We start from the raw sequence: 25,762 nt of genomic DNA on the forward strand, positions 1-25,762 counted from the left end.
CTGGCCCGGTCCGTCACCGGTGTCGGGGTAGGTCGTCCGCAGGGTCTCGTGCCGCTCGACGACGTCGCCCCCAGCGCACGCACCGCCCCACCCACCACGCCACGCAAACGCCCGACGCGTGCCGCTCGACGACGTCGCCGAGCGCCTGCCCCAGCGCCGCGACGTCGAGACGGCCCGTCAACCGGATCGCCAGCGGAATGTTGTACGCCGCCGACGCGGTGTCGAACTGGTTGATGAACCACATGCGGGACTGCGCCGGGGACAGCGGAATCCGGGCGGGACGCGGGTGCGCCACCAACGCCGGCCGGTTCGCGCCTGCCGAATCGGACTGCTCGGCACGCGCCGACAAGGCGATCACCGTTGGAGCCTCGAACAGCTCGCGCACTCCGATCGACGTGTCGAGGGCGGCGTTGATCCGCGCGACCACTCGGGTCGCCACCAGCGAGTTGCCGCCGAGATCGAAGAAGCTGGTGTCGACGCTGACGCGCTCGTGACCGAGAACGTCCGCGAAGACACCCGCGACGATTTCCTCGACGGGGGTCCGCGGTGCCTTGTAATGGTCTGCGGCGCCACCGAACTCAGGTTCGGGCAGGGCCTTGCGATCGAGCTTGCCGTTGATGTTCAGCGGCAGCGCGTCCAGGGTGATCAGCGCGGACGGAACCATGTATCCCGGAACCGACCGGCCCGCGAACGTGAGGACGTCGGCGTCGTCGACCGAGCGGCCCGGCTCCGGCGCGACGTAGCCGACGAGGCGGTCGCCGGTGTGCCGGTCGTGGTGCACCACGACGACGGACTGTGCCACCGACGGGTGCGCGACCAGCGCGCGCTCGATCTCACCGAGTTCGATGCGGAAGCCGCGGACCTTCACCTGGAAGTCGCTGCGGCCGACGTAGTCGAGGTCGCCGGCGCGGTTCCACCGCACCACGTCGCCGGTGCGGTACATCCGGGCCCCGGCCTCGCCGAACGGATTCGCGACGAACCGCTCCGCTGTGAGGTCGTGGCGCCCGAAGTACCCGCGCGCCAACTGCTCGCCCGCGAGATAGAGCTCACCTGTGACACCGGCGGGAACGGGGTGCAGACGCGAGTCGAGAACGTACGTCTGCGTGTTCCACTCGGGCCGGCCGATCGGGACCGAACCGTCGCGCTCGTCGCCGCACCGGTAGTGCGTGACGCTGACGGCGGCCTCGGTGGGGCCGTACAGGTTGAAGATCTCGGCGTCGCAGACGTCGCGGAATCGGCGCACCGCGTCGGCGGGCAGGGCCTCACCGATGCAGAGCACACGCCGCAACGACACCAGCTGCGCCGGTTCCGCCACCGCGACGAACGCGGACAACAGCGACGGTACGAAGTGCACCGTCGAAACCTGCTGCTCCGCAACGAGTCCGGCGAGGTACGAAGGATCGCGGTGGCCGTCCGGGGTGGCGACGACCAGCCGCGCACCCGCGGTCAGTGCCCACCAGAACTCCCACACCGACAGGTCGAACGTCGCGGCCGTCTTGAGCAGCACCGCGTCCTCGGCTGAGAGCGGGTACTCCGACTGCTTCCACCGCAACTGGTTCGCGATCGCACCGTGCGCGATCGCCACGCCCTTCGGCCGGCCGGTCGAACCCGACGTGTAGATCACGTATGCCGCATTGTCGGGCCGCAGCGGTGCGGTGCGCTCCGCGTCGGTCACCGGAGTCGCGTCGAGTCCGCCGAGGTCCAGTTCGTCGAGCAGAAGGTAGTCGACGCCGCCGGGCAGCGCCTCGACGACCGTGCGGGTCGTCAGCACACAGACGGGTTGCGCACTCTCCAGCACGTACGCGGTGCGATCCGCCGGATGGTCCGGGTCGATCGGCAGGTACGCGCCGCCGGCCGCGACGATCGCGTACATCCCGACCAGCAGTTCCACCGAACGCGGAATCGCCAGGCCGACCACCGTTTCCGGGCCGACACCACGATCGATGAGGTTCCGGGCCAACCGGTTCACCCTCGTCGCGAACTCGGTGTAGGTGAGCGACTCGCCGTCGAACACGATCGCGGTGACGTCCGGGTTCGACGCGGCGGCGGCCGCGAACATGTCGGCGAGCGTCGTATCCGGCAGGGGCTGCCCGGTGTCGTTCCATCCGGACACCACCAGCGCGCGCTCGTCGACCCCGACGAGCGGCAGGTCGCCGACCGCGGTCCGCGGCGCGTCCACCGCGGCGGCCAGCACCCGCCGGAACATGTCCGCGAAGCGCTCGACGGTGGCGGGGTCGAAGAGGTCGGTGGCGAACGTGAACACGCCCGACATCTGCTCGCCTTCGGGGCTGTCCCCCAGGATGAGGTGCAGGTCGAACTGTGCGGTGTCTCCCTCGACCTCGAGCGGCGTGACGGTGAGGTCGGGCAGTTCCAGCTCGGCCGTCGTCGTGTTCTGGAACGAGTAGCCCACCTGGAAGATCGGGTGATGGGCCGTCGAGCGCGCGGGGTTCAGAACCTCGACCAGGCGCTCGAACGGAACGTCGGCATGCGAGAACGCCTCGAGGTCGGCCTCGCGGGCGCGATCGAGGATCTCGTCGAACGTCTGTTGCCCGTCGACCTGTACACGGAGTGCGAGGGTGTTGACGAACATGCCGACGACGTCGTCGAGTTCGCGTTCGCCGCGGCCCGCGATCGGGGTGCCCACCGCGATGTCCTCGGTGCCGGACAGCCGGCTGAGCAGCACCGCGAACGCGGCGTGCACGGCCATGAACACGCTGGCGTTGTGCCTGCGGGCCAGCGCCGCCAGACCGCGGTGCACCTCGGCGTCGATCGTGAAGTCGATCCGCGACCCACGGAGCGACTGCACGGGGGGCCGCGGCCGGTCGACCGGCAGCTCGAGGAGGTCGGGCACCCCTGCGAGGGTCTTCGTCCAGAAGCCCAGCTGGGCGGAGATCAGGCTCTCCGGGTCGTCCTCGCTGCCGAGGAGTTCCCGCTGCCAGATCGCGTAATCGGCGTACTGCACCGGAAGCGGCGCGAAGCCGGGTTCGCGACCCGTGGCCCGGGACGCGTACGCCACCATGACGTCGCGCACGAACGGTGCCGTGGATTCGCCGTCGGTGGACACGTGGTGCACGACGAGCGCCAGCACGTAGTCCTGCGGTCCGACCTCGAACAGTCGCGTCCGGATCGGCGGGACATCGGCAGTGACGTCGAATCCGCTGGTGACCATGTCGACCAGCTGCTCGCGCAGTTCGTCGTCCGTCACCGCGGCAGGCGTCAGGTCCAGCCGCACCTGGTCGGCGGGAAGGATCACCTGGTGCGGACCGTCCGCCGAATCCGGGTAGATCGTGCGCAGCGACTCGTGCCGCCCCAGCACGTCGAGCACCGCGGACTGCAGTGCGCCGACGTCCAGGGCGCCGGTCAACCGGACCGCGAGGGGGATGTTGTAGGCGGGCGAGTCCGGGTCGAAGCGGTTGATGAACCACATCCGGGACTGCGCCAGCGACAGCGGAACGAAGGCAGACCTCTCCCGTGGTCCGAGGATCGGCCGCGGCCGGACGTTCTCGTCCGGGGTGGCGACGCGCGCGGCCAGACCCGCGACGGTGGGCGCCTCGAACAGTTCGCGAACTCCGATGCGGAGACCGAACACCTGCCCGGCCCGGGACACGACCCGGGTGGCGCTCAGCGAGTTTCCGCCGAGGTCGAAGAAGCTGTCGTCGACGCTGACCTGCTCGAGCCCGAGCACCTCGGCGAAGATGGCGGCGATCGACTCCTCGGCCGGGGTCGTCGGGGCACGGAATTCCGCACCCGCTGTGACGAACTCGGGCTCGGGCAGCCGCGCACGGTCCAACTTGCCGATGCCGGTCAGCGGGATCTCGTCGAGGACGATCACCACCGCCGGCACCATGTACGGCGGAAGCGTTTCGCCGACAACCGACTTCAGCGTCTCCGGGTCGACGGTCGCGCCGTCGGCCGACAGGACGTACGACACGAGGGTCGTCAGCCCGGCGGGGTTCTCGCGCCCCACCGTCACCGCGAACTCGATGTCCGGCTGTGCGGCCAGGGCGGCGTCGATCTCACCGAGTTCGACGCGGAATCCGCGGACCTTCACCTGGAAGTCGGACCGGCCGACGTACTCCACCCGGCGTCCGTCCGCCCACCGGACGACGTCACCGGTGCGGTACATGCGCGCGCCGGGTTCACCGAACGGGTTGGCCACGAACCGCTCCGCCGTGACCGACGGACGGTTGTGGTAGCCACGGGTCACCGACGGACCGCAGATGTAGAGCTCGCCGGGAACCCCCTCCGGGACCGGCCGCAACCGCGAATCGAGGATGAGGGACTCGACGCCCCGCAGCGGCGAACCGATCGTCACCCGCTCACCCGGGACCATCGGCTCGGTGATGGTGACGATGACGGTGGTCTCGGTGGGACCGTAGGCGTTGCGCATCTCGCGGCCGGGCGCCCACCGTGCCACCAGTTCCGGGGTGCAGGTGTCGCCACCGACGACGACGGACTTCACGCAGTCCAGTCCGTCGGGGTCGACGGTCATCAGCGCGGTCGGGGTCATGACCACGTTGTCGACCCGTTCGCGGCGGATGAGGTCGGCGAGTTCGTCGCCGCCGTAGACGTCCGCGGGCGAGACCACCAGCGTGGCGCCGGCGCTGAACGCGGCGAGCATCTCGCCGACCGACGTGTCGAAGCTCGGCGACGCCACGTGCAGGAACCGGGAGTCCGGCGTCACGACGTAGTGCTCGCGCACCTCGCGGGTGAGGTTCGCGAGACCGCGGTGGGTGACCACCACGCCCTTCGGCTTACCCGTCGAACCCGACGTGTAGATGAGGTACGCCGGGTGATCGACCGTCAGCGCGCGGCGCAGATCCTCGTCCTGCACCTCGGCCGCACTGCGGGCAGCGATCTCCTCGGTGACCGCGGTCTCGTCGAGGACGATCCACGGCACCGTGGCGGGAAGGTCGTGGTGGTGGCGGGCGACCGTCAGTCCGAGAACAGCGCCCGAATCGGCCAGCATCTCCCCGATCCGCTCGTACGGAAGCTTCGGATCGACCGGCAGGTAGGCGCCGCCGGACTTCGCGATCGCCCAGATCCCGAGGATGGACTCGACGGATCGTGTGATCGCCAGTGCGACATAGTTCTCCGGCCCCACGCCCCGCTCGACGAGAACCCGGGCCAGCCGGTTCGACTGCTCGTCGAGTTCGCGGTAGGACAGCTCGCGGCCCTCGAACGACACGGCCACCGACTCCGGCGAGATCTCGACACCCGAGCGCAGCAGTTCGGGCAGCGTGCGCGGCTCGACCGACTGCGGTCCCCGGACGGGTGCGATCGCAGCTTTCTCCGCGGCATCGAGGATCTCGATGTCGCCGAGGACCACGTCGCGGTCGGACGACACGGCTGCGAGGATCCGGTGGAACCGGTCCGCGAAGCTCAGGACGGTCCGCTCGTCGAAGATGTCGGTCGAATAGTTGAATGTCCCGGCGATGCCCGCGGCGGCCCCGTCGACGTAGCGCTCACCGACACTGAGCTGGAGGTCGAACTTGGCGACCTCGAGCGGGGCGTCGAGCGCGGAGATCTCCAGACCCGGGAACTCCATCCGGACCGACTCGTTGTTGTCGAACGACAACGCCACCTGGAACAGCGGCTGATGCGCCGTCGACCGCGGTACGTCCAGCACCTCGACGAGACGCTCGAACGGAACGTCGCTGTGGCTGAACGCATTCAGATCGGTGGCGCGGACCTGCGCCAGCAGGTCGGCGAAGGTGTCGTCGGGGCGCACCGACGCGCGAAGCACGAGGGTGTTGACGAACATGCCGACGAGCCTGTCGAGTTCCCGCTCGCCGCGGCCGGCGACCGGCGTGCCGATCGCGACATCCGTCTGCGACGACAGCCGCTCGAGCAGCACGGCGAGCGCGGCGTGCACGACCATGAAGAGGGTCGAGTTCGTTTCCTGGGCGATCGCGAGCAGCCCGCGGTGGGTCTGCGCGTCGATCGTGAACCGTGCCGACGCGCCGCGCAGCGACTGCACGGGCGGCCGCGGCCGGTCGGTCGGCAGCTCGAGCACCTCGGGGAGCCCGCCGAGCGCCTGCTGCCAGTAGCCCAGCTGCCGGGCGACCAGCGATTCGGGGTCGGACTCGTCGCCGAGCGACTCACGCTGCCACAGCGCGTAATCGGCGTACTGGACGGGCAGCGGTTCCCAGTCCGGGGCACTGCCTGCGGCGCGCGCCGCGTAGGCGGTCATGACGTCGGTGAACAGCGGTGCCAGCGACGCACCGTCGGCCGAGATGTGGTGCACGACCATCATCAGGATGTGGTCGGTGGGGTTCACCTCGAAGCAGGCGACCCGCACCGGGACCGTCTCGGTGACGTCGAATCCGGTGGCACCGAGGTCACGCATCCGCGCGAACAGGTCCTGCTCGTCGGCGACCGGGGTCGGGGTCAGGTCGGACACCACGTCGGCTGCGGGCAGGACGACCTGGTGCGCGTCCTCGTCGCCGACCGGGAAGACCGTCCGCAGCGACTCGTGCCTCTCCACGACGTCCGCCCACGCCGAATTCAGTGCCGCCGGGTCGATCGAACCGGTCAACCGCACCGCCAGCGGCAGGTTGTAGGCCGGGGAGGAGGGATCGAACTGGTTGACGAACCACATCCGCTGCTGTGCCAGCGACAGCGGGATGCGGTCGGGCCGCGGTCGGGCGACGAGCGCGGGACGGTGTTCGGCGGTTCCCGCGGTCACCTCGAGCAGCTCTGCGAGTTCCGCGACGGTCGGGTGCTCGAAGCACTCCCGAACCGACAGCTGCGCGCCGAGCGCGGCGGTCAGCCTGGCGGTGAGCCTCGTTGCGCTGATCGAGTTTCCACCGAGGTCGAAGAACGAGTCGGCGGCACCGACACGTTCGACTCCGAGCACCTCACCGAACACCCCCGCGACGATCTCCTCGACCGGGGTCCGGGGTGCGACGTACTCGGCCTCGGACGGGACGAAGTCGGGTTCGGGGAGTGCTCCCCGGTCCAACTTGCCGGTTGCCCCGAGCGGGAAGCTGTCCAGGACGAGGAGCCGGGCGGGCACCATATACGCGGGCAGGGTCTGCGCTGCAGCCTCCAGAACCGAAGTGGTGTCGATCGCCCCACCGGACACCGGGATCACGTAGCCCACCAGGTTCTCGCCGGTGGTCTCGCTGCGGTGCACGACGACCACGGCCTGCGCCACCGATGGGTGCGCGAGAAGGGCGGACTCGACCTCGCCGAGTTCGAGTCGCTGTCCGCGGAGCTTGACCTGGAAGTCGCGGCGCCCGATGTACTCGACGATGCCGTCGGCGCGCTTGCGGACGATGTCGCCGGTGCGGTACATCCGCTGCCCGGCCCCGCCGAACGGATTCGCCACGAACCGGTCCGACGTCAAGTCGCTGCGGCCGACGTAGCCTCGGGCCAGCTGGATTCCGGCGAGGTACAGCTCGCCGTGCACGCCAGCCGGGACGGGACGCAGCCGCGAGTCGAGGACGTACAGCTGGGTGTTCCACACGGGCGCGCCGATCGGCACCGTCGTGCGATCCGCTTCGGTGCACTGCCAGTAGGTGACGTCGACCGCGGCCTCCGTCGGGCCGTACAAGTTGTGCAGCGCTGCCGAGCAGAATTCCCGGAATGCGTCGGCAGAGGCCGGAGGAAGGGCTTCACCGCTGCAGAACACCTGACGCATCGAACCGCACAGCGCAGCGTCCGCACCTGCGGTGAACACCGCCAGCATGGACGGGACGAAGTGCATCGTGGTCACGCTGTGCTCGGCGATGACCTTGGACAGGTACGCCGGGTCGCGGTGCCCGTCCGGGATTGCGACGACGAGCTTGGCTCCGACCTCGAGCGGCCAGAACAGTTCCCACACGGACACATCGAACGTGACAGGAGTCTTCTGCAGGACGACGTCCGTGGAATCCATCGGGTACATGTCCTGCATCCACAGCAACCGGTTGACGATCGCCCGGTGAGTGACCGCGACGCCCTTGGGCTTTCCGGTCGATCCGGATGTGTAGATCACGTACGCGGCCGAATCCGGACGGACCGGTGCCCCGCGTTCGTCGTCGGTGATCGGACCGTCGGGGTGACCGGAGAGGTCGACGGTGTCCACGTCGATCTGCGGCGCGTCCGTCTCGGCGGCCCGATCGACCGTCGAGGTCAGCACGCAGACCGGGGAGGCGCTTTCGATCACGTACGCGGTGCGCGCCGCCGGATGATCCGGGTCGAGCGGCACATACGCGGCGCCCGTCTTCTCGATCGCGTAGATCGCGATCATCATCTCGAGGGAACGGCGCAGGGCGACCGCGACCCGGGACTCCGGGCCGACACCCCGTGCGAGCAGTTCCCGTGCCAGGCGATTGGTCCGGGCATCGAACTCGGCATACGTCAGCGCGTCGTCGCCGAACACCACGGCAACCGCGTCCGGTGTCCGCGCCACCTGCTCGTCGAACAGGTCGACGAGGGTCCGTTCCTCTGCCGCAGTCGCGGAGGTCGCCGATGTCGCGTCCGCGATCACGCCGGCGAGGACACCGGCGAACGTGTCGGCGAAACCTTCGCCCGACGAACCGTCGAGCAGTCCGGGCAGCAGGGTGGAAAGGGCCACCGTGACCGCGGCCTCCGGGCCCACGCCCACCCCGGCGAGTGTGCGCGCCAGTTCGGCGGACTTGTCCCGAAGCTGCGCGTACGTGACATCGGTCCCGTTGTGCGACAGCGCGATTCCGTCCGGGTTGATCGACGCCGCACCGTCGAGGAGTTCGGGCAGCGACTGGGTGGCCGCCAACTCCTCCGAGATGGAGTGCGACATGAGGGACTGCGCCCCGTCGCCGGGAACGACCAGACCGGCCTTCTCGTCCTCGGTCAGGATGTCGATGTCACCGACCACGGCGTCCGCATCGGCCGTCACGGCCTCGAGCACGCGCACGAAACGATCGGCGAAGGCGCGGACCGTCGACTCGTCGAAGAGGTCGGTCGCGTAGGAGAACCATCCCCGCATGCCGTTCTCGGCGGAGTCCTCGCCGAAAAGTTCCTCGACGGCGACCCCGAGATCCGTCTTGCTCGTGGTGAGTCCGCTCTCGAGGACGTCCACCGTGAGCCCGGCGAGTTCGAGCGTCGGCCGCTCGAGGTTCTGGAAACTCAGCATCACCTGCGCGAGCGGCGCGAACGCGGCCGACCGCGACGGACGGAGCACCTCGACGACCTGCTCGAACGGCACGTCGGCGTTGCCGAATGCATTCAGGTCGACCTCACGAACCTGCGTGAGCAGCGTACTGAAACGGGCGTTCGGGTCGACGTCGGTGCGCAGCACGAGGGTGTTGACGAACATCCCGACGAGGTCGTCGAGCGCACGGTCACCGCGGCCCGCGACGGGGGTGCTGACGGAGATGTCGGTGGTGTTGCTCAGTCGTCCCAGCAGCACGGCGAGTGCGGTGTGCACCACCATGAACAGCGACGCCTGGTGGGTCTGCGCGAGTTCGTTCAAGGACCGGTGCACGTCCTGCCCGATCTCGAATTCGATCAGGCCACCCCGCGGGTTCCGGACGGCCGGGCGTGGTCGGTCGGCCGGGAGGTCGAGGACCTCCGGGGCGTCGCCCAGTGCGTGGGTCCAGTATGCGATCTGCTTGCCCGCGAGCGATTCCGGATCGTCCTCGTTCCCGAGGACGGTCCGCTGCCACAGGGCGAAGTCGGGGTACTGCACGGGCAGCGGCGAGAAGCTGGGCTCCTCCCCCTGCACGCGAGCGCCGTAGGCGCCGAACAGGTCCCGCGCGAGCGGCGCCATCGACGAACCGTCCGCGGAGATGTGGTGGACCACGACGACGAGGACGTGGTCGCGCTCCCCGAGTGTGAACAGGGCGGCGCGGACCGGGACGTCGGCGGTGACGTCGAAACCGGCCGACGCCAGCGCGACGACCCGCTCCCGCAGTTCCTGTTCGTCCGACACCTCGACGACATCGAGTTCGGACTTCGTGCCGGACAGGACGACCTGGTAGGGACCGTCGACGGAGTCGGGGTACACCGTGCGCAGCGACTCGTGCCGGGACACGACGTCGGCGATCGCCGACCGCAACGCCTCCACGTCCAGTTCACCGGTGAGTCGCAGCGCCAACGGAATGTTGTATTCGGCCGACTCGGGATCGAATCGGTTGACGTACCACATGCGCTGCTGCGCCAGCGACAGCGGAACACGGTCCGGCCGCGGTCCGGCGGTGACGGGCGGACGACCGCCCGCGTCGACACCCAGCGCTTCCAGCCTGCGGGCCAGTTGTGCCACCGTGGGGGCCTCGAAGATCTCGCGGACCGGGGCGTCGATGCCGACGGCCTCGTTGATCCGCGCCATCACCCGGGTGGCGGCGAGCGAGTTGCCGCCGAGCGTGAAGAAGGAGTCGTCGGCACCGACCACGTCGACACCGAGCACCTCCGCGAACACCGCGGCGACCCGCTGTTCCAGCGCGGTTCCGGCGGCGCGGAATTCACGGTCCTCGGCCAGGAACTCCGGCTCGGGCAGAGCCCGGCGGTCGAGCTTGCCCACCGGCGTGAGCGGGATGGCGTCGAGCGTCACGATCGTCGACGGCACCATGTACGTGGGGACGAATTCGCCCACGAAGTCGAGCATCCCGGCGACGTCCACGTCGGCGCCGGACACCGGCAGCACGTACGACACGAGGACCGAATCCCCGGACGGTCCGGGCAGGACCACCGTGGTGGCGAAGTCGACGGCGGGGTGCTTGGCGAGCACCGTGTCGATCTCGCCGAGTTCGATGCGGAATCCGCGAACCTTCACCTGCTGGTCCGAACGGCCGACGTACTCGACGCTCAGCAGCCCGTCCGCGTCCTTCGTCCAGCGCACCACGTCGCCGGTGCGGTACATCCGGTCGCCCGGCTCACCGAACGGGTTCGCGACGAAGCGTCCCGCGGTCAGCGGCGTCCGCCGGTGGTAACCGCGGGCGAGTCCGAGACCCGACAGATAGAGGTCGCCTGCGATACCGACCGGAACGGGCCGGAGACGATCGTCGAGGACCAGTGCGCTGGTGCCGCGGATCGGACCACCGATCGTGACCGGGCCGTCGGCGGCCATCGGGTCGCTGATGTTGGTCATGATCGTGGTCTCGGTGGGACCGTAGCCGTTGAACAGCGAGCGTCCGGGTGCCCAGCGGGCCGCGAGTTCGGCAGGAACGGCCTCGCCACCGGCGACGACGAACTGGAAGTCGTCCAGCCCGGACGGATCCACGGACGCCAGCGCCGACGGCGTCACGAAGCCGTGCGTGACGCGCTGCTCGCGCAGGAACTTCGCGAACTCGGGACCGCCGTACACGTCGGTGGGAGCGATCACCATGGTGGCGCCGGCGCCGACCGCGAGCAGCAGTTCGAGAACGGACGCGTCGAAGCTCGGGGACGCGAAGTGCAGCGTCCGCGAGTGAGTCGTCACCTGGTAGCGCTCACGCTGTTCGGCGGCGAAGTTCGCCAGACCCCGGTGCGTGACGACGACGCCCTTGGGCTGCCCGGTGGTACCGGACGTGTAGATCACGTAGGCACTGTTGGCCGGTGTCACCGCCGTCCGGCGCTCCGCTTCCGCGACGGGAGCCGACGAGTACGCCGCGGTGGCCGCCTCGAACTCCGCGCTGTCGAGGACGAGCCAGTCGACGTCCGCCGGAAGCCCGTCGACCTCGGCACTCACGGAGAGACCCAGCGCCACACCGGAATCGGTGATCATGTGCGCGATGCGCTCGTCCGGGTATCGAGGGTCGATGGGGACGTACGCGCCGCCGCTCTTGGCGACGGCCCAGATGCCGACGATGGACGCGATCGAGCGGGTGATGCCGAGCCCGACGAACGTCTCCGCGCCGACTCCGCGTTCGATCAGGATGCGCGCCACCCGGTTCGAGCGCTCGTCGAGTTCGCGGTAGGTGATGCTGTCGCCGCCCGCGACGACCGCGTCTCCGTCGGGGTTCGCCGCGACGGCAGCAGACAGCAGTTCCACGAGAGGCGTGGGCGAGACGCCCTCGATACCGCGGACCGGTGTCAGTTCCGCGGTCTCCTCCGCGTCGAGGATGGGGATGTCCCCCACCGCGACGTCGGTGCCGCCGCCCGCGACGGCGGCCAGGATCCGCACGAAACGATCCGCGAAGCCCTGCACCGTGTCCGCGTCGAAGATCTCGGTGGCGAATCCGAGGACACCGGTGATCCCGGTGGGCGCACCCTCGTCCGACCACAGTTCACGCAGGTCGACGGTGAGATCGAACTTGCTGAACTCGACGTCCACGGCACCGGGTGTCGCCTCGAGTCCGGCGAACTCGAGCGACGGGATGCCGTTCACCTGGTGTGTGAGCACCACCTGGAACAACGGCGAGTACGCCGTCGACCGGGTCGGGTTCAGGGCGTCCACCAACTGCTCGAACGGGACGTCCTGATTGCTGAACGCGGCGAGGTCCTGGGTGCGGACCTGTTCGAGCAGAGCGGCGAAGGACGTTCCGGGCTCGACCTCGGTGCGCAGCACCAGCGTGTTGACGAACATGCCGACGAGGTTCTCGAGTGCCTCGTCGCCGCGACCGGCCACGGCCGTGCCGATGGCGATGTCGGTGCTCGAACTGAGTCGTGCCAGCAACACGGACAGCGACGCGTGCAACACCATGAACAGCGACACGTTGTGCGCCCGCGCGACCTCGCCGAGACGGCGGTGGATGTCCTCGTCGACGGAGAATGCGACGGAACTGCCGGCCATCGACCGCACCGTGGGCCGGGGGCGGTCGGTCGGAAGGGCGAGGACGTCGGGCACACCCGCGAGGGTTTTCGACCAGAAGTCGATCTGGGCGGCGGCGAGGGAATCGGGATCGTCCTCGGAACCGAGCACCTCCCGCTGCCACAGCGCGTAGTCCGCGTACTGGACGGGCAGAACCGGCCAGGCCGACTGCGTCCCGTCCCGATGCGCGGCGTACGCCGTCATCACGTCGCGGGCCAGCGGCAGCGTCGACGCGCCGTCGGATGCGATGTGGTGCATGACGAGGACCAGGACGTGGTCGTCCGCGCCGAGCCGGAACAGGCGGGCCCGGACCGGGATCGTGTCGGTCACGTCGAATCCGGTGGAACCGAACTCGAACAGGCGGGCCCGCAGATCCTCCTCGCGGACGTCGACCGGTTCGAGAGCGAGGTCGACATCGGCGGCAGGCAGGATCACCTGGTGCGCACCGGAATCGGAGTCCGGGAACACCGTCCGCAGCACCTCGTGCCGCGCGACGACGTCGGACAGCGCAGCGGCCAGGGCGGCGACGTCCAGCTCGCCGCGCAGCCGCACGGTGAGCGGCACGTTGTAGGCCGGCGACGACGGATCGAAACGGTTGAGGAACCACATCCGCTGCTGCGCGAGCGACAGCGGCAGCTCCCGGGGACGCTCGCCCGAGACGAGAGCCGGACGGGTGGAGCCATGGTGCGCCCGGTCCTCGACGAGGGTCGCGAGGGTGGCGACCGTCGGAGCCTCGAACAGATCGCGGATCCCGACCTCGGTGCCGGTCGCGGACGTGACGCGGGCAGCGACACGGGTGGCGCTGAGCGAGTTGCCGCCGAGGTCGAAGAACGAGTCGTCGACGCTCACCCGCGGCACCGAGATCACGTCACCGAAGATGCCGGCGACGACCTGCTCGAGCGGCGTGCGCGGTGCGACGAATTCGACGGTGCCGGTGGTGAAAACCGGCTCCGGGAGAGCCTTGCGGTCGATCTTGAGATTCGCGTTGAGAGGCATCTCGTCGAGAACCATCACCGTATCCGGGATCATGTGCGAAGGCAGCACGTCACGCAGTGCCTCCACGGTCGCGTCGACGTCCAGTTCGGCGCCGGCGGTCGCGGTGACGTACGCGACGAGCCGGGGACCCTGCTCGCTGTCGTGCACGACCACCACCGACTGCTGCACCGCCCTGTTCGCGGTGAGTGCCGATTCGATCTCGCCGAGTTCGATCCGGAGACCGCGGATCTTGACCTGGAAGTCGCTGCGGCCCACGAACACGAGCCCACCGTGGTCGAGTTCCCGGACGAGGTCGCCGGTCCGGTACATCCGGGCGCCGGGCCCCTCGAACGGGTTCGCCACGAAACGCGACGCGGTGGTGCCGGACATGTTGCCGTAACCGCGGGCCAGGACCTGGCCGCCGATGTACAGGTCGCCGGTCACTCCCGGCGGCACGGGGCGCATCCGGCCGTCGAGCACGTGGTACCGGACGCCGCGGAACGCGGTACCGAACGGGACCGGCCATTTCTCGGCGTCCGCGGTGGAGAGGTCCAGTTCGTACGAGGAACACGTGACCGAGGCCTCGGTCGGACCGTAATTGTTGAGCACGCGCGAGTCCGTGCCGATCAGCGCCGTGCAGGCCGCCGGCCGCAGCACCTCGCCGCCGAGGAGGATCACCTTCAGATTGGGCAGGACGCCCTCGGTGTCCAGCTCGGTGAGGACCTCGAACGCACTGGGCGCCAGGTTGGTGATCTGGACGTCGCCCGTGCCGATCATGCGAAGAATCGGCCCCGGATCGAAGCCGTCGTCGGCGAGGTGGAGCACGCCGCCGTACGCGAGCCCCACCCAGATGTTCTTCTGCGTCTGGTCGAACAGCGGGGAGTTCGCGATCAGCAGTCCGGTGCCGTCCTTCACGCGAAGGTCGCCCTGGTACGACTGATAGTTGTTGGACAGACCCAGCATCGGCACCATCGTGGGCTTGGGCCGTCCGGTCGAACCGGACGTCGAGATGACGTGTGCGAGGCGCTTGCCTGCGTGCTCGTCCGACCACGGGTCGTGCGGGAAGTCGGTGTCGTCGAGCGATGCGAGGTGGCGGACCGTCTCGGGATCGTCGAGCACGATCGGATCGTCGAGAGCCGCGTTTCCGGTGGGCGCGTCGGTGAGCCCGCTCCAGGACCGGGTGGCAACCACGGCCCGTGTGCCGCTGTCTTCGACGAGACCGGTGATCCGGTCGATCGCCCACTTCTGGTCGAACGGGGAGTACGCCGCGCCGACCTTCCAGGCGGCGATCATCCCGACCACCCACTCGAGCGAACGGGGAACGAGAAGCGCGACGACGTCGTCGGGGCGGACACCGCGGGACAGCAGTTCGCGTGCCAGCTGGTTGGCCCGGCGGTTGAGTTCACCGCGGGTGGTCGACACACCGCCGGCGACGACGGCGAGAGCCTCCGGATCGCGCTCGACGCATTCCTGCCAGCGCGTGACGAAGAGTTCGAGCGGCCAGCCCGGCGTCTCCGCGGACTCGGCTTCGGGTACCGCGACGACGTCCGGTGCGGGCGCGACGATCTCGATGTCACCGACCAGGGCGTGCGCGTCGGCGATGACTCGGTCGAGGATCGCGCCGAAGCCGTCCTTCCCGTCTTCCGACGGCGGGGCCGTCATGATGGTGGGAACCAGCCCGGACAGCACCACGGACACGATCGCGTCCGGGCCCATCCCGCGCTCGGACAGCGGCGCCGACATCAGGCGCAGTCGCTCGTCGAATTCGCGGTATGTGACCTGCATGCCGTCGTGCGCGACCGCGACACCGTCGGGCGCGACCTCGACCGCGGCAGCCAGAAGCTGCGGCAGCTCGCGAACCGTCATCGTGCGGGCAGGTCTGGCTTGGCTCAACTTTGCTCTCTCGTGTTTCGTGAGAATGTCGATGTCGCCTACAGCGACACCGGGATCGGTGACGACGGCCTCGAGGATCCGGACGAATCGTTCCGCGATCCGTTCGGCGGTGCTCCGCTCGAACAGATCGGTCGCGAACGTGAACCTGCCGCCGAGCCCGGCGGGATCACCCGACTCGTCGGCCTTCTCGGTGATCGTCAACGTGAGGTCGTACTTGGCGCCCTGCGCCATGTCCTCGATCACGCGCACGGTCAGTCCCGGCAGTTCGAGCGCATCCATCCGATTGTTCTGGAACGACAGCATCACCTGGAACACCGGCGAGTAGGCCGCCGAGCGCCGGATCCGCAGGGCTTCCACGATCTTCTCGAACGGGACGTCGGAATTGCCGAACGCCGCGAGGTCGCCTTCGCGGACCCGCTCGACGAGGGCGGCGAACGAATCGCCCGGGCGCACCTGGGTGCGCAGGACGAGGGTGTTGACGAACATGCCGACGAGGTCGTCGAGTGCCTGATCGCTGCGTGCCGCGAGCGGGGTGCCGACGGTGATGTCGTCGCTGTTGCTCAGCCGCGACAGCAACGTGGTCAGTGCCGCATGCGTCACCATGAAGAGCGAGGCGCCGTGTTCCTTCCCGACCGCTTCGAGTCCGCGCCGCAGTTCGGGGGTGATCGCGAAGTCGATCGAATCACCCTGCATCGACTGCCGGGCGGGGCGGATGTGATCGAGCGGGAGGTCGATCAGCTCGGGCGCCCCGGCGAGGGTCTCGGCCCAGTGGGCGATCTGCCTGCCTGCCAGCGACCGGGTGTCGGCGGGGTCGCCGAGAACCTCGCGCTGCCACAACGCGAAGTCGGGGTACTGCACCGGCAACGGCTGCCACAGCGGAGCCGCGCCCGCGGTGCGCGCACTGTAGGCGACCATGACGTCCCGGGCGAGCGGCGCCATCGAGGCACCGTCCGCGCAGATGTGGTGCACGACGAGGACGAGCAGGAACTCGCTCTCGCTCGTGGTGAACAGCCGGATGCGCAGCGGCGGCGCGGCCGTGACGTCGAATCCTTCGGTGGCGAATTCGGTCAGGGCCGTGTGGAGTTCGGCGTCGGGCACCGGGACCGGCGTCAGGTCGAACGGAACCTGCCCGGCGTCGACGACCTGCTGGTACGGGCCGTCGACGGAGTCGGGGAACACCGTCCGCAGCGACTCGTGCCGCGCGAGGACATCCGACACGGCCGACGACATCGCCTCGATGTCGAGCGAACCGGACAGTCGGACGGCCAGCGGGATGTTGTACGCCGACGACGCGGTGTCGAACCGGTTCATCAGCCACATGCTCTGCTGAGCCATCGACAGCGGAACCCGGTCGGGGCGCGGTCCGGCGGCGAGGACTGGTCGGCCCGAGGCCGTGCCGGCCTGCTGCGCCACCGTCACGGCGAGTCGTTCCACGGTCGGCGCCTCGAACAACTCGCGCACACCCAGACTGGTGCCCGCCGCGGCGTTGAGCCGGGCGACGGCCTTGGTTGCCAGAAGCGAGTTGCCACCGAGATCGAAGAACGACTCGGCGACACTGACCTTCGCGAGCCCGAGGACGTCGGCGAGCACACCGGCGACCAGTTCCTCGGTCGGCGTACGCGGTTCGACCATCTCCCCCTGCAGGGCGTCGAAGTTGGGCTCGGGCAGCGCCTTCCGGTCGAGCTTGCCCGCGGTGGTGAGCGGGATCTCGTCGAGGACGACGATCGTGCTCGGCACCATGTGCGCCGGGAGCGTGTCACCGACGAAGTGCGTCACCTCGGCGACGTCGACGGCGCTGCCCGACGACGGCAGCACGTACGACACGAGAGCCGTCGCGCCGGACGGCAGCGCGGTGCCGAGCGTGGCTGCGAATTCGAGGTCCGGATGGCGGACGAGCGCGGCGTCGATCTCGCCGAGTTCGATGCGGAAACCGCGCACCTTCACCTGGAAGTCGCTGCGGCCCACATATTCCACGCCGTATCCGGCGCGATGCCCGGGATCGACGACGAACCGGACGATGTCACCCGTGCGGTACATCCGGCTTCCGTTCTCGCCGAACGGGTTCGCCACGAACCGCTCGGCGGTGAGGCCGTGACGGTCGTGGTAGCCCCGCGCGAGACCGGGGCCGGCGATGTACAGCTCCCCCGCCACGCCTACGGGGACCGGGCGCAGAAGCTCGTCGAGAACGTAGACGGTGACACCGCAGACGGGTCCGCCGATCTCGATCCGCCGACCCGCGACGAGCTGGTTGCTGACGTTGCTCATGATGGTGGCCTCGGTGGGACCGTAGCCGTTGTACATCCGACGGCCCGGCGCCCAACGTTCCACCAGTTCCGGCGGGCACGCCTCGCCGCCGACGACGACGACCTCGAGCCGGTCGAGTCCGGCCGGTTCCACCGACGCGAGCGCGGCGGGTGTGACGAACGCGTGCGTGACCTCGTGGTCCGCGAGGAACTTCCGCAGTTCCTCACCGCCGTACAGGTCGGCGGGAGCGACGACCATCGTCGCGCCGCAGCCGAAGGCGAGCAGCAGTTCGAGAACGGACGCGTCGAAGCTCGGGGACGCGAAGTGCAGGGTCCGCGCCGAGGGGCTCACGCCGTAGTGGGTGCGCTGCTCGGCCGAGAAGTTGGCCAGACCTGTGTGGGTGACCGCAACGCCCTTGGGCAGACCGGTGGTACCGGAGGTGTAGATCATGTACGCCGGGTGCGCGAGCTGCACCGACGCGGTCCGTTCGGAGTCCGTGACCGGCGCCGGCGATTTCGGGGCGCACAGCGCATCGCACTCGGCCGAGTCCAGGGCGAGCCATTCGATGCCCGCCGGCAGAGTGTCCTGCTGGGCGGCCACGGTCAGGCCGAGGATCGCGCCGGAGTCGGAGACCATGTGCGCGATGCGCTCGGCCGGGTAGCGGGGGTCCACGGGCACGAACGTGCCACCGGCCTTGGCCACTGCCCACGTCCCGATCACCGAGTGCAGCGAGCGCGTCATCCCCAGCGCAACAGACGTTTCCGGCCCGACACCGCGGTCGATGAGCACACGGGCGAGTCGGCTCGATCGCGCGTCGAGTTCCGCGTAGGTCATCGATTCGCCGTCCGCGACGAGAGCGATGCGCTCCCGGTTCTCCGCGGCGGTCGCGGCGAGGATCTCCGGCAGCGACAGCGGCGCGGCGGCGTCGGTGCCGTGCGCTGCGAGCAGCGATGCCCGCTCGTCGGGCGCGAGGATGTCGATGTCCGCGACGGGGACGTCGATGTCCCCGGACAGCGCACCGAGCACCCGGACGACCCGCGCCATGATCTCCTCGACCTCGGCGGCATCGAAGAGCTCGGGGAGGAACTTGGCGGTCAGGTGCAGCCGCGGGTCGGTCATCGCGACGATCGCCAGCGGGTAGTGCGTCGCGTCGTTGGACGTCACGTCGAGAACGCGGAGGCCCTCGATGTCGCTGTTCTTCGTGAGGGCTTCGCGGTCGAGCGGGTAGGACTCGTAGACCATCAGGGTGTCGAACAGCGCACCCAGGCCGAGGTCCTGCTGGATGTCGGTGAGCCCGACGTGGTGGTGATCGAGCAGCTCGGTCTGCTCGTGCTGGATACGGTCCAGCAGCGTGCGGACGGCATCGCCTGCCTGCACGCGGACGCGAACGGGCAGCGTGTTGATGAAGAGCCCGAGCATGGACTCGATGCCGGGCACCTGCGGCGGACGCCCCGAGACAGTGGTGCCGAACACCACGTCGTCCCGGCCGGTCAGCCTGCCCAGCACGATTCCCCACGCAGCCTGGACGAGGGTGTTCATGGTGACGCCGAGCTCGCGTGACCGCGCGGTCATGTCGGCGAGCAGGTCGTCCGGCAGATCGATCACGAGCTCACCGGGGGTGAGCGCCGGGGCGGTATCGGCGTGCGCGGGGGCGAGGAGAGTGGGTTCCTCGATGCCGCCCAGGGCCTTCGCCCACGCCGACACCGACTCCTGCGGGTCCTGCGCGGCCAGCCATTCGAGGTAGCTGCGGTACGGACGCGGCTGCGGCAGTGCCAGCGCGTCGCCGTTCACCGCATACAGGGTCAGGAGGTCCTGGATGAGGATCGGCAGCGACCAGCCGTCGAGGAGGATGTGGTGGTTGGTGACGGCGAACCGGTAGCGGTCCTCGCCCGTCTCGACCAGGAGGAATCGCACCAGGGGCGGTGCGGTCATGTCGAACCGGTCCGTCCGGTTCGCGAGCATCAGCGCATCGAGCTGCGACTTCCGGTCGGCTTCGGACGCCGACGCGAGGTCGACCTCCGTCCACGGCACGTCCACCCGGTCGACGACCACCTGCATGCCGGTGCCGTCATCGGCCGACACGAAAGCGGTGCGCAGGTTGGGGTGCCGGGCCACGAGCGACTCGGCGGCGCGGCGAAGCCGGCCGGTGTCGACGGATCCGCCCAGGTCCATGACCAGCTGCGTGGTGTACACGTCGGTGGCGGTGCCGGCCAGCGACGCGTGGAACAGCAAGCCCACCTGCAGCGGGGCCAGCGACCAGACGTCCGAAAGGGCGGGGTACTCACCCTCGAGGGTGTCGATCCGGTTCTGGCTCAGCGACACGAGGTCGAGGTCCGACGGGGTCCGTCCACCCGCCCCGGGTCGCTTCGTGTACTCGACCAGCCCCTCCAGCGCACGCGTCCACAGCGCCGTGAGCTCGGCCACCTCGGCCTCGGTGAGGACACCGCGAGGGAAGTCGACGGTGGCCGACAGTCGCTGTTCGCCCTCGACGTCCACGATCATCGCGTTGATGTCGAGGGCGAAGTGCACCGGCATCTCGCTGTTGCGGCTGCCGGTGAGCTCCATCGTGTCGGTGTCCGGCACCCAGCCCGCGGCGCGGAACGCGTCGGGGATCTCGCCCACCGACACGCGACCGAGGTAGTTGAAGCTGATCTGAGGGCTCGGCAGGGCCGCGAGAATCGCGCGCGTCTCGGCGTTGAGGAATCGGAGCATCCCGTATCCGATACCGTGCTCGGGCACCTGCGCGAGCTGCTCCTTCACCGACTTCACGGCGCGTCCCGCGGCGCCGCCGCCGGCGAGCGCATCCTGCACGTCGACGCCGGGCGCCGACAGCCGGACCGGGAACATGCTGGTGAACCAGCCCACCGTCCGGGACAGGTCGGCGCCGGGCAGCACCGTCTCCTCGCGGCCGTGGCCTTCGAGGTGCACGAGAGTCGAGGACTCACCGACTCCCCGTTCCGCCCGCCACGCCGCGACGGCCAGGGTGAGGGCGGTGAGGAGACCGTCGTTGACACCGCCGTGGAACGCGCGCGGCACACCGGTCAGCAAACCGTCGGTGACGTCCGCCGACACCTCGAGCCGGACGCGGCCGGTGGTCGAGACCGTGTCGCGGCCGTCGAGGGCGCGCGACCCGATCAACGGATCCGCACCGTCGAGCGTGGTGCGCCAGTATTCGAGTTCGGCCAGGCGCCGGGCGGTCTTGGCGCTGTCGGCGAGGCCGTGCGCCCAGCGGCGAACCGACGTGCCGACCGCCGGGAGCAGCGGATCGGCGCCGGCGGCGATCTGCGCCCAGGCGGATGCGAAGTCGGGGACCAGTACCCGCCAGGACACACCGTCGACCGCGAGGTGGTGGATCACGACGAGCAGTCGTCCCGACTGCGGGGTGCGCTCGACCTCGTCGGCGTCCCCGTCCTCGCCGCGTCCCGGTGCAAGGTCTCCGGAATCTTCGGCGGGCGCGAACCAGACGAAGCGCACGACGCTGCCGGTCGCCGGGTCCAACGTGTCGACGGTGCGCTCGAGCGCGTGCGCGGCCAGGGCCTCGAACGTGTCGGAGCCCGGTCCGTCCGTGAACTCGACCCGGTCGACGAGCCGGTCGACGTCGACGGATCCGATCGGTGCGACATCGAGCGACCAGCCGGTCGGAGAGTCGTTGCGGCGCAACGACGAACGCAGGGCATCGTGGCGGTCGACGACGGCCGTCAGCGTCCGCACCAGCCGGTCCCGCTCGACCTTCGGCGGCAGGGTCAGGAGAATCGACTGGGAGAAGCGGTGGAAGTCGCCGCCCAGTTCCGTCATCCAGTGCACCACCGGAGTCAGCGGCATCGTGCCGATGCCTGCGCCCGGCAGCTCCTCGAGGACGTGCACCGTCGCGGAGTCGGAAGCAGACTTCGCGACCTCGGCGAGCGATGCCACGGTCTTGCGCTCGAAGACGTCGCGGGCCGTGAACAGAACTCCGGCTTCCTTCGCGCGGGACACCAGCTGGATCGAGACGATGCTGTCGCCACCGAGCGCGAAGAACGAGTCGCCGACGCTGACCCGCGGCACCCCCAGGACCTCCGCGAACAGTCCGGCGATCGACTCCTCCATGGTGCTGCGCGGAGCCACGTATTCGCTGGTCTCGGCCACGAACGTGGGCTCGGGCAGCGCCTTCCGGTCGAGCTTGCCGCTCGCACCGACCGGCATCTCCGCGATCACCATGACGGCGTCGGGGACCATGTACGAGGGCACCGCCCTCGCGACATGGGTCGTCAGATCGTCGACCTCGAGCGCCGAGCCGGGTTCGGGAACGACGTACCCGACCAGCCGCTGCCCGAGCGAGCTGTCGTGCACGACCGCAACCGACTGCGCCACATGGGGATACGAGGACATCGCGGCCTCGATCTCGCCCAGCTCGATCCGCAGGCCGCGTACCTTGACCTGGAAGTCGGTGCGACCGAGGTACTCGATGCTGCCGTCGACGCGCCACTTGACGAGGTCGCCGGTGCGATACAGGCGCGTGCCGACGGCACCGAAGGGGTTCGCCACGAAGCGATCCGCCGTGAGGTCCGGCCTGCCCTCGTAGCCGCGGGCCACCTGGGCGCCCGCGAGATAGAGCTCTCCCGCGGAACCGATGGGAGCGGGACGGAGATGACCGTCGAGCACGTACGCCTCGGTGTTCCACACCGGCGTTCCGATGGGAATCGTGTGGAGGGAGTCACGATCCACCTCACCCGCGGTGGCATGCACGGTGAATTCGGTGGGGCCGTACAGGTTGTGCAACCCGGCATCCGACTTCGCCCGGAACGCGCTCGCAACGGCAGGCGGAAACGCCTCTCCCGCAACGAGAACGACGCGGAGACTGTCCAGTTGTCCGCGGTCCGCCTCGGAGACGAACACCGACAGCATCGACGGGACGAACGACGTCGCCGTCACCTTCTCGCGCGCGATCACGTCGGCGAGATAGGCGGGATCGCGATGCCCCTCGGGAGCGGCCACGACGAGGCGTGATCCGGAGGCGAGCGCGGCGAACAGTTCCCACACCGACACGTCGAACGTCGTCGGCGTCTTCTGCAGCACCACATCGCTCGAATCGAGTCCGTAGCGTGCCGCGATCCACGTGACCTGGTTCAGCACCGACGCGTGGCTCACCGCCACACCCTTCGGACGTCCCGTGGAGCCGGAGGTGTAGATGACGTACGCCGCGTTGGCCGGCCTCAGATCGGCCGTTCGTTCGTCGTCGCCGATCGGCCCGGCCGGTACGCCGGTCGGATCCAGGGTGTCGATCTCCACGACGTCGTGGGCGGCGGGGAATGTGAGACCGTCCCGCGACACCGTGAGGATGCACAGGGGGCGGGCACTGTCGAGCACGTATGCCGTGCGCTCGGCCGGGTGGTCGGGGTCGAGGGGAACGTACGCGCCGCCTGCCTTGACGACGGCGTACATCGCGACCATGGAGTCGAGCGACCGTCGGATCGCGAGCGCGACCTTCGTCTCCGGTCCCACTCCCCGTCCGATCAGCGTCCGGGCGAGCCGGTTGACCCGCGCGTCGAACTCGGCGTACGTGAGTTCCTCGCCCTCGAAGACGAGCGCCGTCGCATCGGGGGTGCGTGCGACCTGAGCGTCGAGGAGGTCTGCGATCGTCCCGGGCGGCGGAGACACGACGTCGCCGTTCCACCCGGTCACGACCTGTTCGCGTTCCTCGTCGGTCATCGCGGCCAGGTCCGACACCGACGCGTCGTCGCCTGCCGCGAGGAAGCGCTCGAAGAAGCCGAAGAACCGGCTGTGGTGACGGTCCAGCTCGTCGGCGGAGTACAGGTTCGGGTTGGCCTCGAAGTCGATGTGGATCTTGCTGCCGGCGACACCCTGGTAGATGTTCAGCGACAGATCCTCGACGGGACCGGTGGTGAGCACGTTCTGGTGGCCGGTGACCGTGCCCAGTTTGATCTCGCTGTGGAACATCATGATGTTGATCGAGGGACCGAAGAATCCGCGCTGCCCCTGGGGCGCCCCGGCGTCGCGGCGGATGTCCTCGTGACGGTAGCGCTGGCGGCGCAGGGCGCCGGTCAGCTCGATCTGCACGCTCTTGACCAGCTCGGGGACGGTCATCTCCGGGGTGATCTGGAGTCGCAGCGGAACGATGTTGGACACCATCCCGCCGGAGCGGCGCAGCGTGGCCGTGGTGCGGGCCGAGACCGGGAGGCTGAGGACGACGTCGGTCCGGTCCGTCATGTGGGCCAGGTAGGCCGCGAAGGCGGCCACCACGACGGGAGCGGAACTGGCGTTGCTGCCGCCCAGCGCCTCGTCCAGAAGGGCGGCGGTGGACTCGGGCAGGGCTTCGGAGGAGAGCCTTGCGAACTTGCCCACCATGGCCGAACGTCCGGCCAGGCTCGGAGCCTCCGGCAGGTGCGCCGTGCGTTCGGCCCAGTACTCGCGATCCTTCGCGAACCGCTCGGAATTGCGGTAACGCTGCTCGTCCTCGACGATCCGCACCAGGTCCTCGGCCCGGCAGGCCGGCGGCTCGGCGCCCTCGACCAGTGCCGTGTAGATCTCGGCGATGCGTGCGATGAGGGCCATTGCGCCGAAGCCGTCGAGCGCGATGTGATGGATGCGGCAGAACCAGAAGTAGTGGTTTTCTCCGACGTGCAGCAGGTAGACCACGACGAGGCGGTCTTCGAGGAGGTCGACGGGGGCGCTGTAATTGGCGCGCATCCACTTCTCGGCGGCGTCGACGGAGTCGTCATCTTCTCGGAAATCGACATAGGTGATGGCGTCGTCGAGCGCCTTGTCGACGTACTGGTACGGCACACCCTCGAGCTCGACGAGGCGCAGGAAGCCGGAACCGAATTCCCGGCCCGTCCGTTTGCTGGCCTCGGTCAGGAGGTCGAGGTCGATGCCACCGCGAAGCTCGATGTACTGGGCGATGGTGAGGGGCACGTCACCCATTGCATGCTGCGCGAACCAGATGCCTCGCTGCGCAGCTGACAGCGGAAACGCCCCTTCAGGAGCACCGTTACTACCCGCTGCATGTCCCGACCCCAAGGGTTACTCCGTTCTCGAACGCGTGGCGACTGCCGCCTGTGTCTTTGGTGATTCGTAGCTCTCGATCCCACGGACTGCATCGTGGGCCGGTCCTCCGATGAACGCCATCACATGAACGGGCCTTGCCGGTTCGAAGCTGCTCGCGGAACGGGAACACGCCGGACGTGGGACGTCCTGCGCTGATCGAAGAGTTCCACCACACTCGGAGTCGATGTCAGACGATCGCCCGAAACCCGATTGCCTGCGACGCTGAACACTCCACGGCCCTTACTTCCCGAACTACATGCGGTGAGCGGGTTCATACGTGGCTCCGTTCTCTCATCGATCCAACAAGCGGCCACCCAATCGGTGCTCGTCATCCCCCGCGTCGAGAGCCGAGTCTACGGCGCTGGTGAAGGAGCGAAGCATCGTCGCGTTCACTGCTCCGCCCTCCTCTCGTTCGGTGATGACAACTTCGGTTCGTACGGTTCCTCGGCGACGCCGGGAATTACATCGGCGTCACATCCCGTGCCGTTACCGGTACGGGTGTGACGTACCCAACCCTCGATACTTCCAGAACCAGGCCCGAATTCGATCTTCGACGCGCTCATATTCAACAGGCAGAACCACATTCCCAGCGTTGCGTACAACAGAAGGATGGATACCGTACCGAGAGTCGGAATTTGGCAAGGTGTACAACTGTCATATCCAGTTTCATGCGCCGCCTCCTGATTGTTCTCCGTGTACGGTGCAGCCGATCTCGTGACCGACCGCGGCATTGAACAATCACCACCCCCGTGACCGCAGTTTTTGCCAACCACCGTGTCTACCAAAGGCCCGCGCAGGTCTCAAAACGACACGGATCCCGAGCCACCCGCCGGGAATAATCGACCACCGCATTCGCAGGGGACGACTCCCCGCGAACTGGACGGTTGCCCGGCGGAGAACACCAGGTCGATC

General features: G+C 69.0%; 1 protein-coding gene. It reads right to left on the minus strand.

What is annotated here, in order from left to right:
• Positions 1-13 precede the first annotated feature (13 nt).
• The gene (locus H0B43_RS06220) at positions 14-24,727 is read right to left on the minus strand and encodes a non-ribosomal peptide synthase/polyketide synthase (protein WP_252190866.1); all 24,714 of its coding nucleotides are present in this window, start codon (positions 24,725-24,727) and stop codon (positions 14-16) included.
• Between the last annotated feature and the right edge of the window lie 1,035 nt (positions 24,728-25,762).

Source organism: Rhodococcus sp. 4CII (assembly GCF_014256275.1).
Classification (GTDB): domain Bacteria; phylum Actinomycetota; class Actinomycetes; order Mycobacteriales; family Mycobacteriaceae; genus Rhodococcus_F; species Rhodococcus_F wratislaviensis_A.

Excerpts from the sequence above, each read along its gene's own strand:
- H0B43_RS06220 (WP_252190866.1), bottom strand. The coding sequence starts at position 24,727 with ATGGGTGACGTGCCCCTCACCATCGCCCAGTACATCGAGCTTCGCGGT.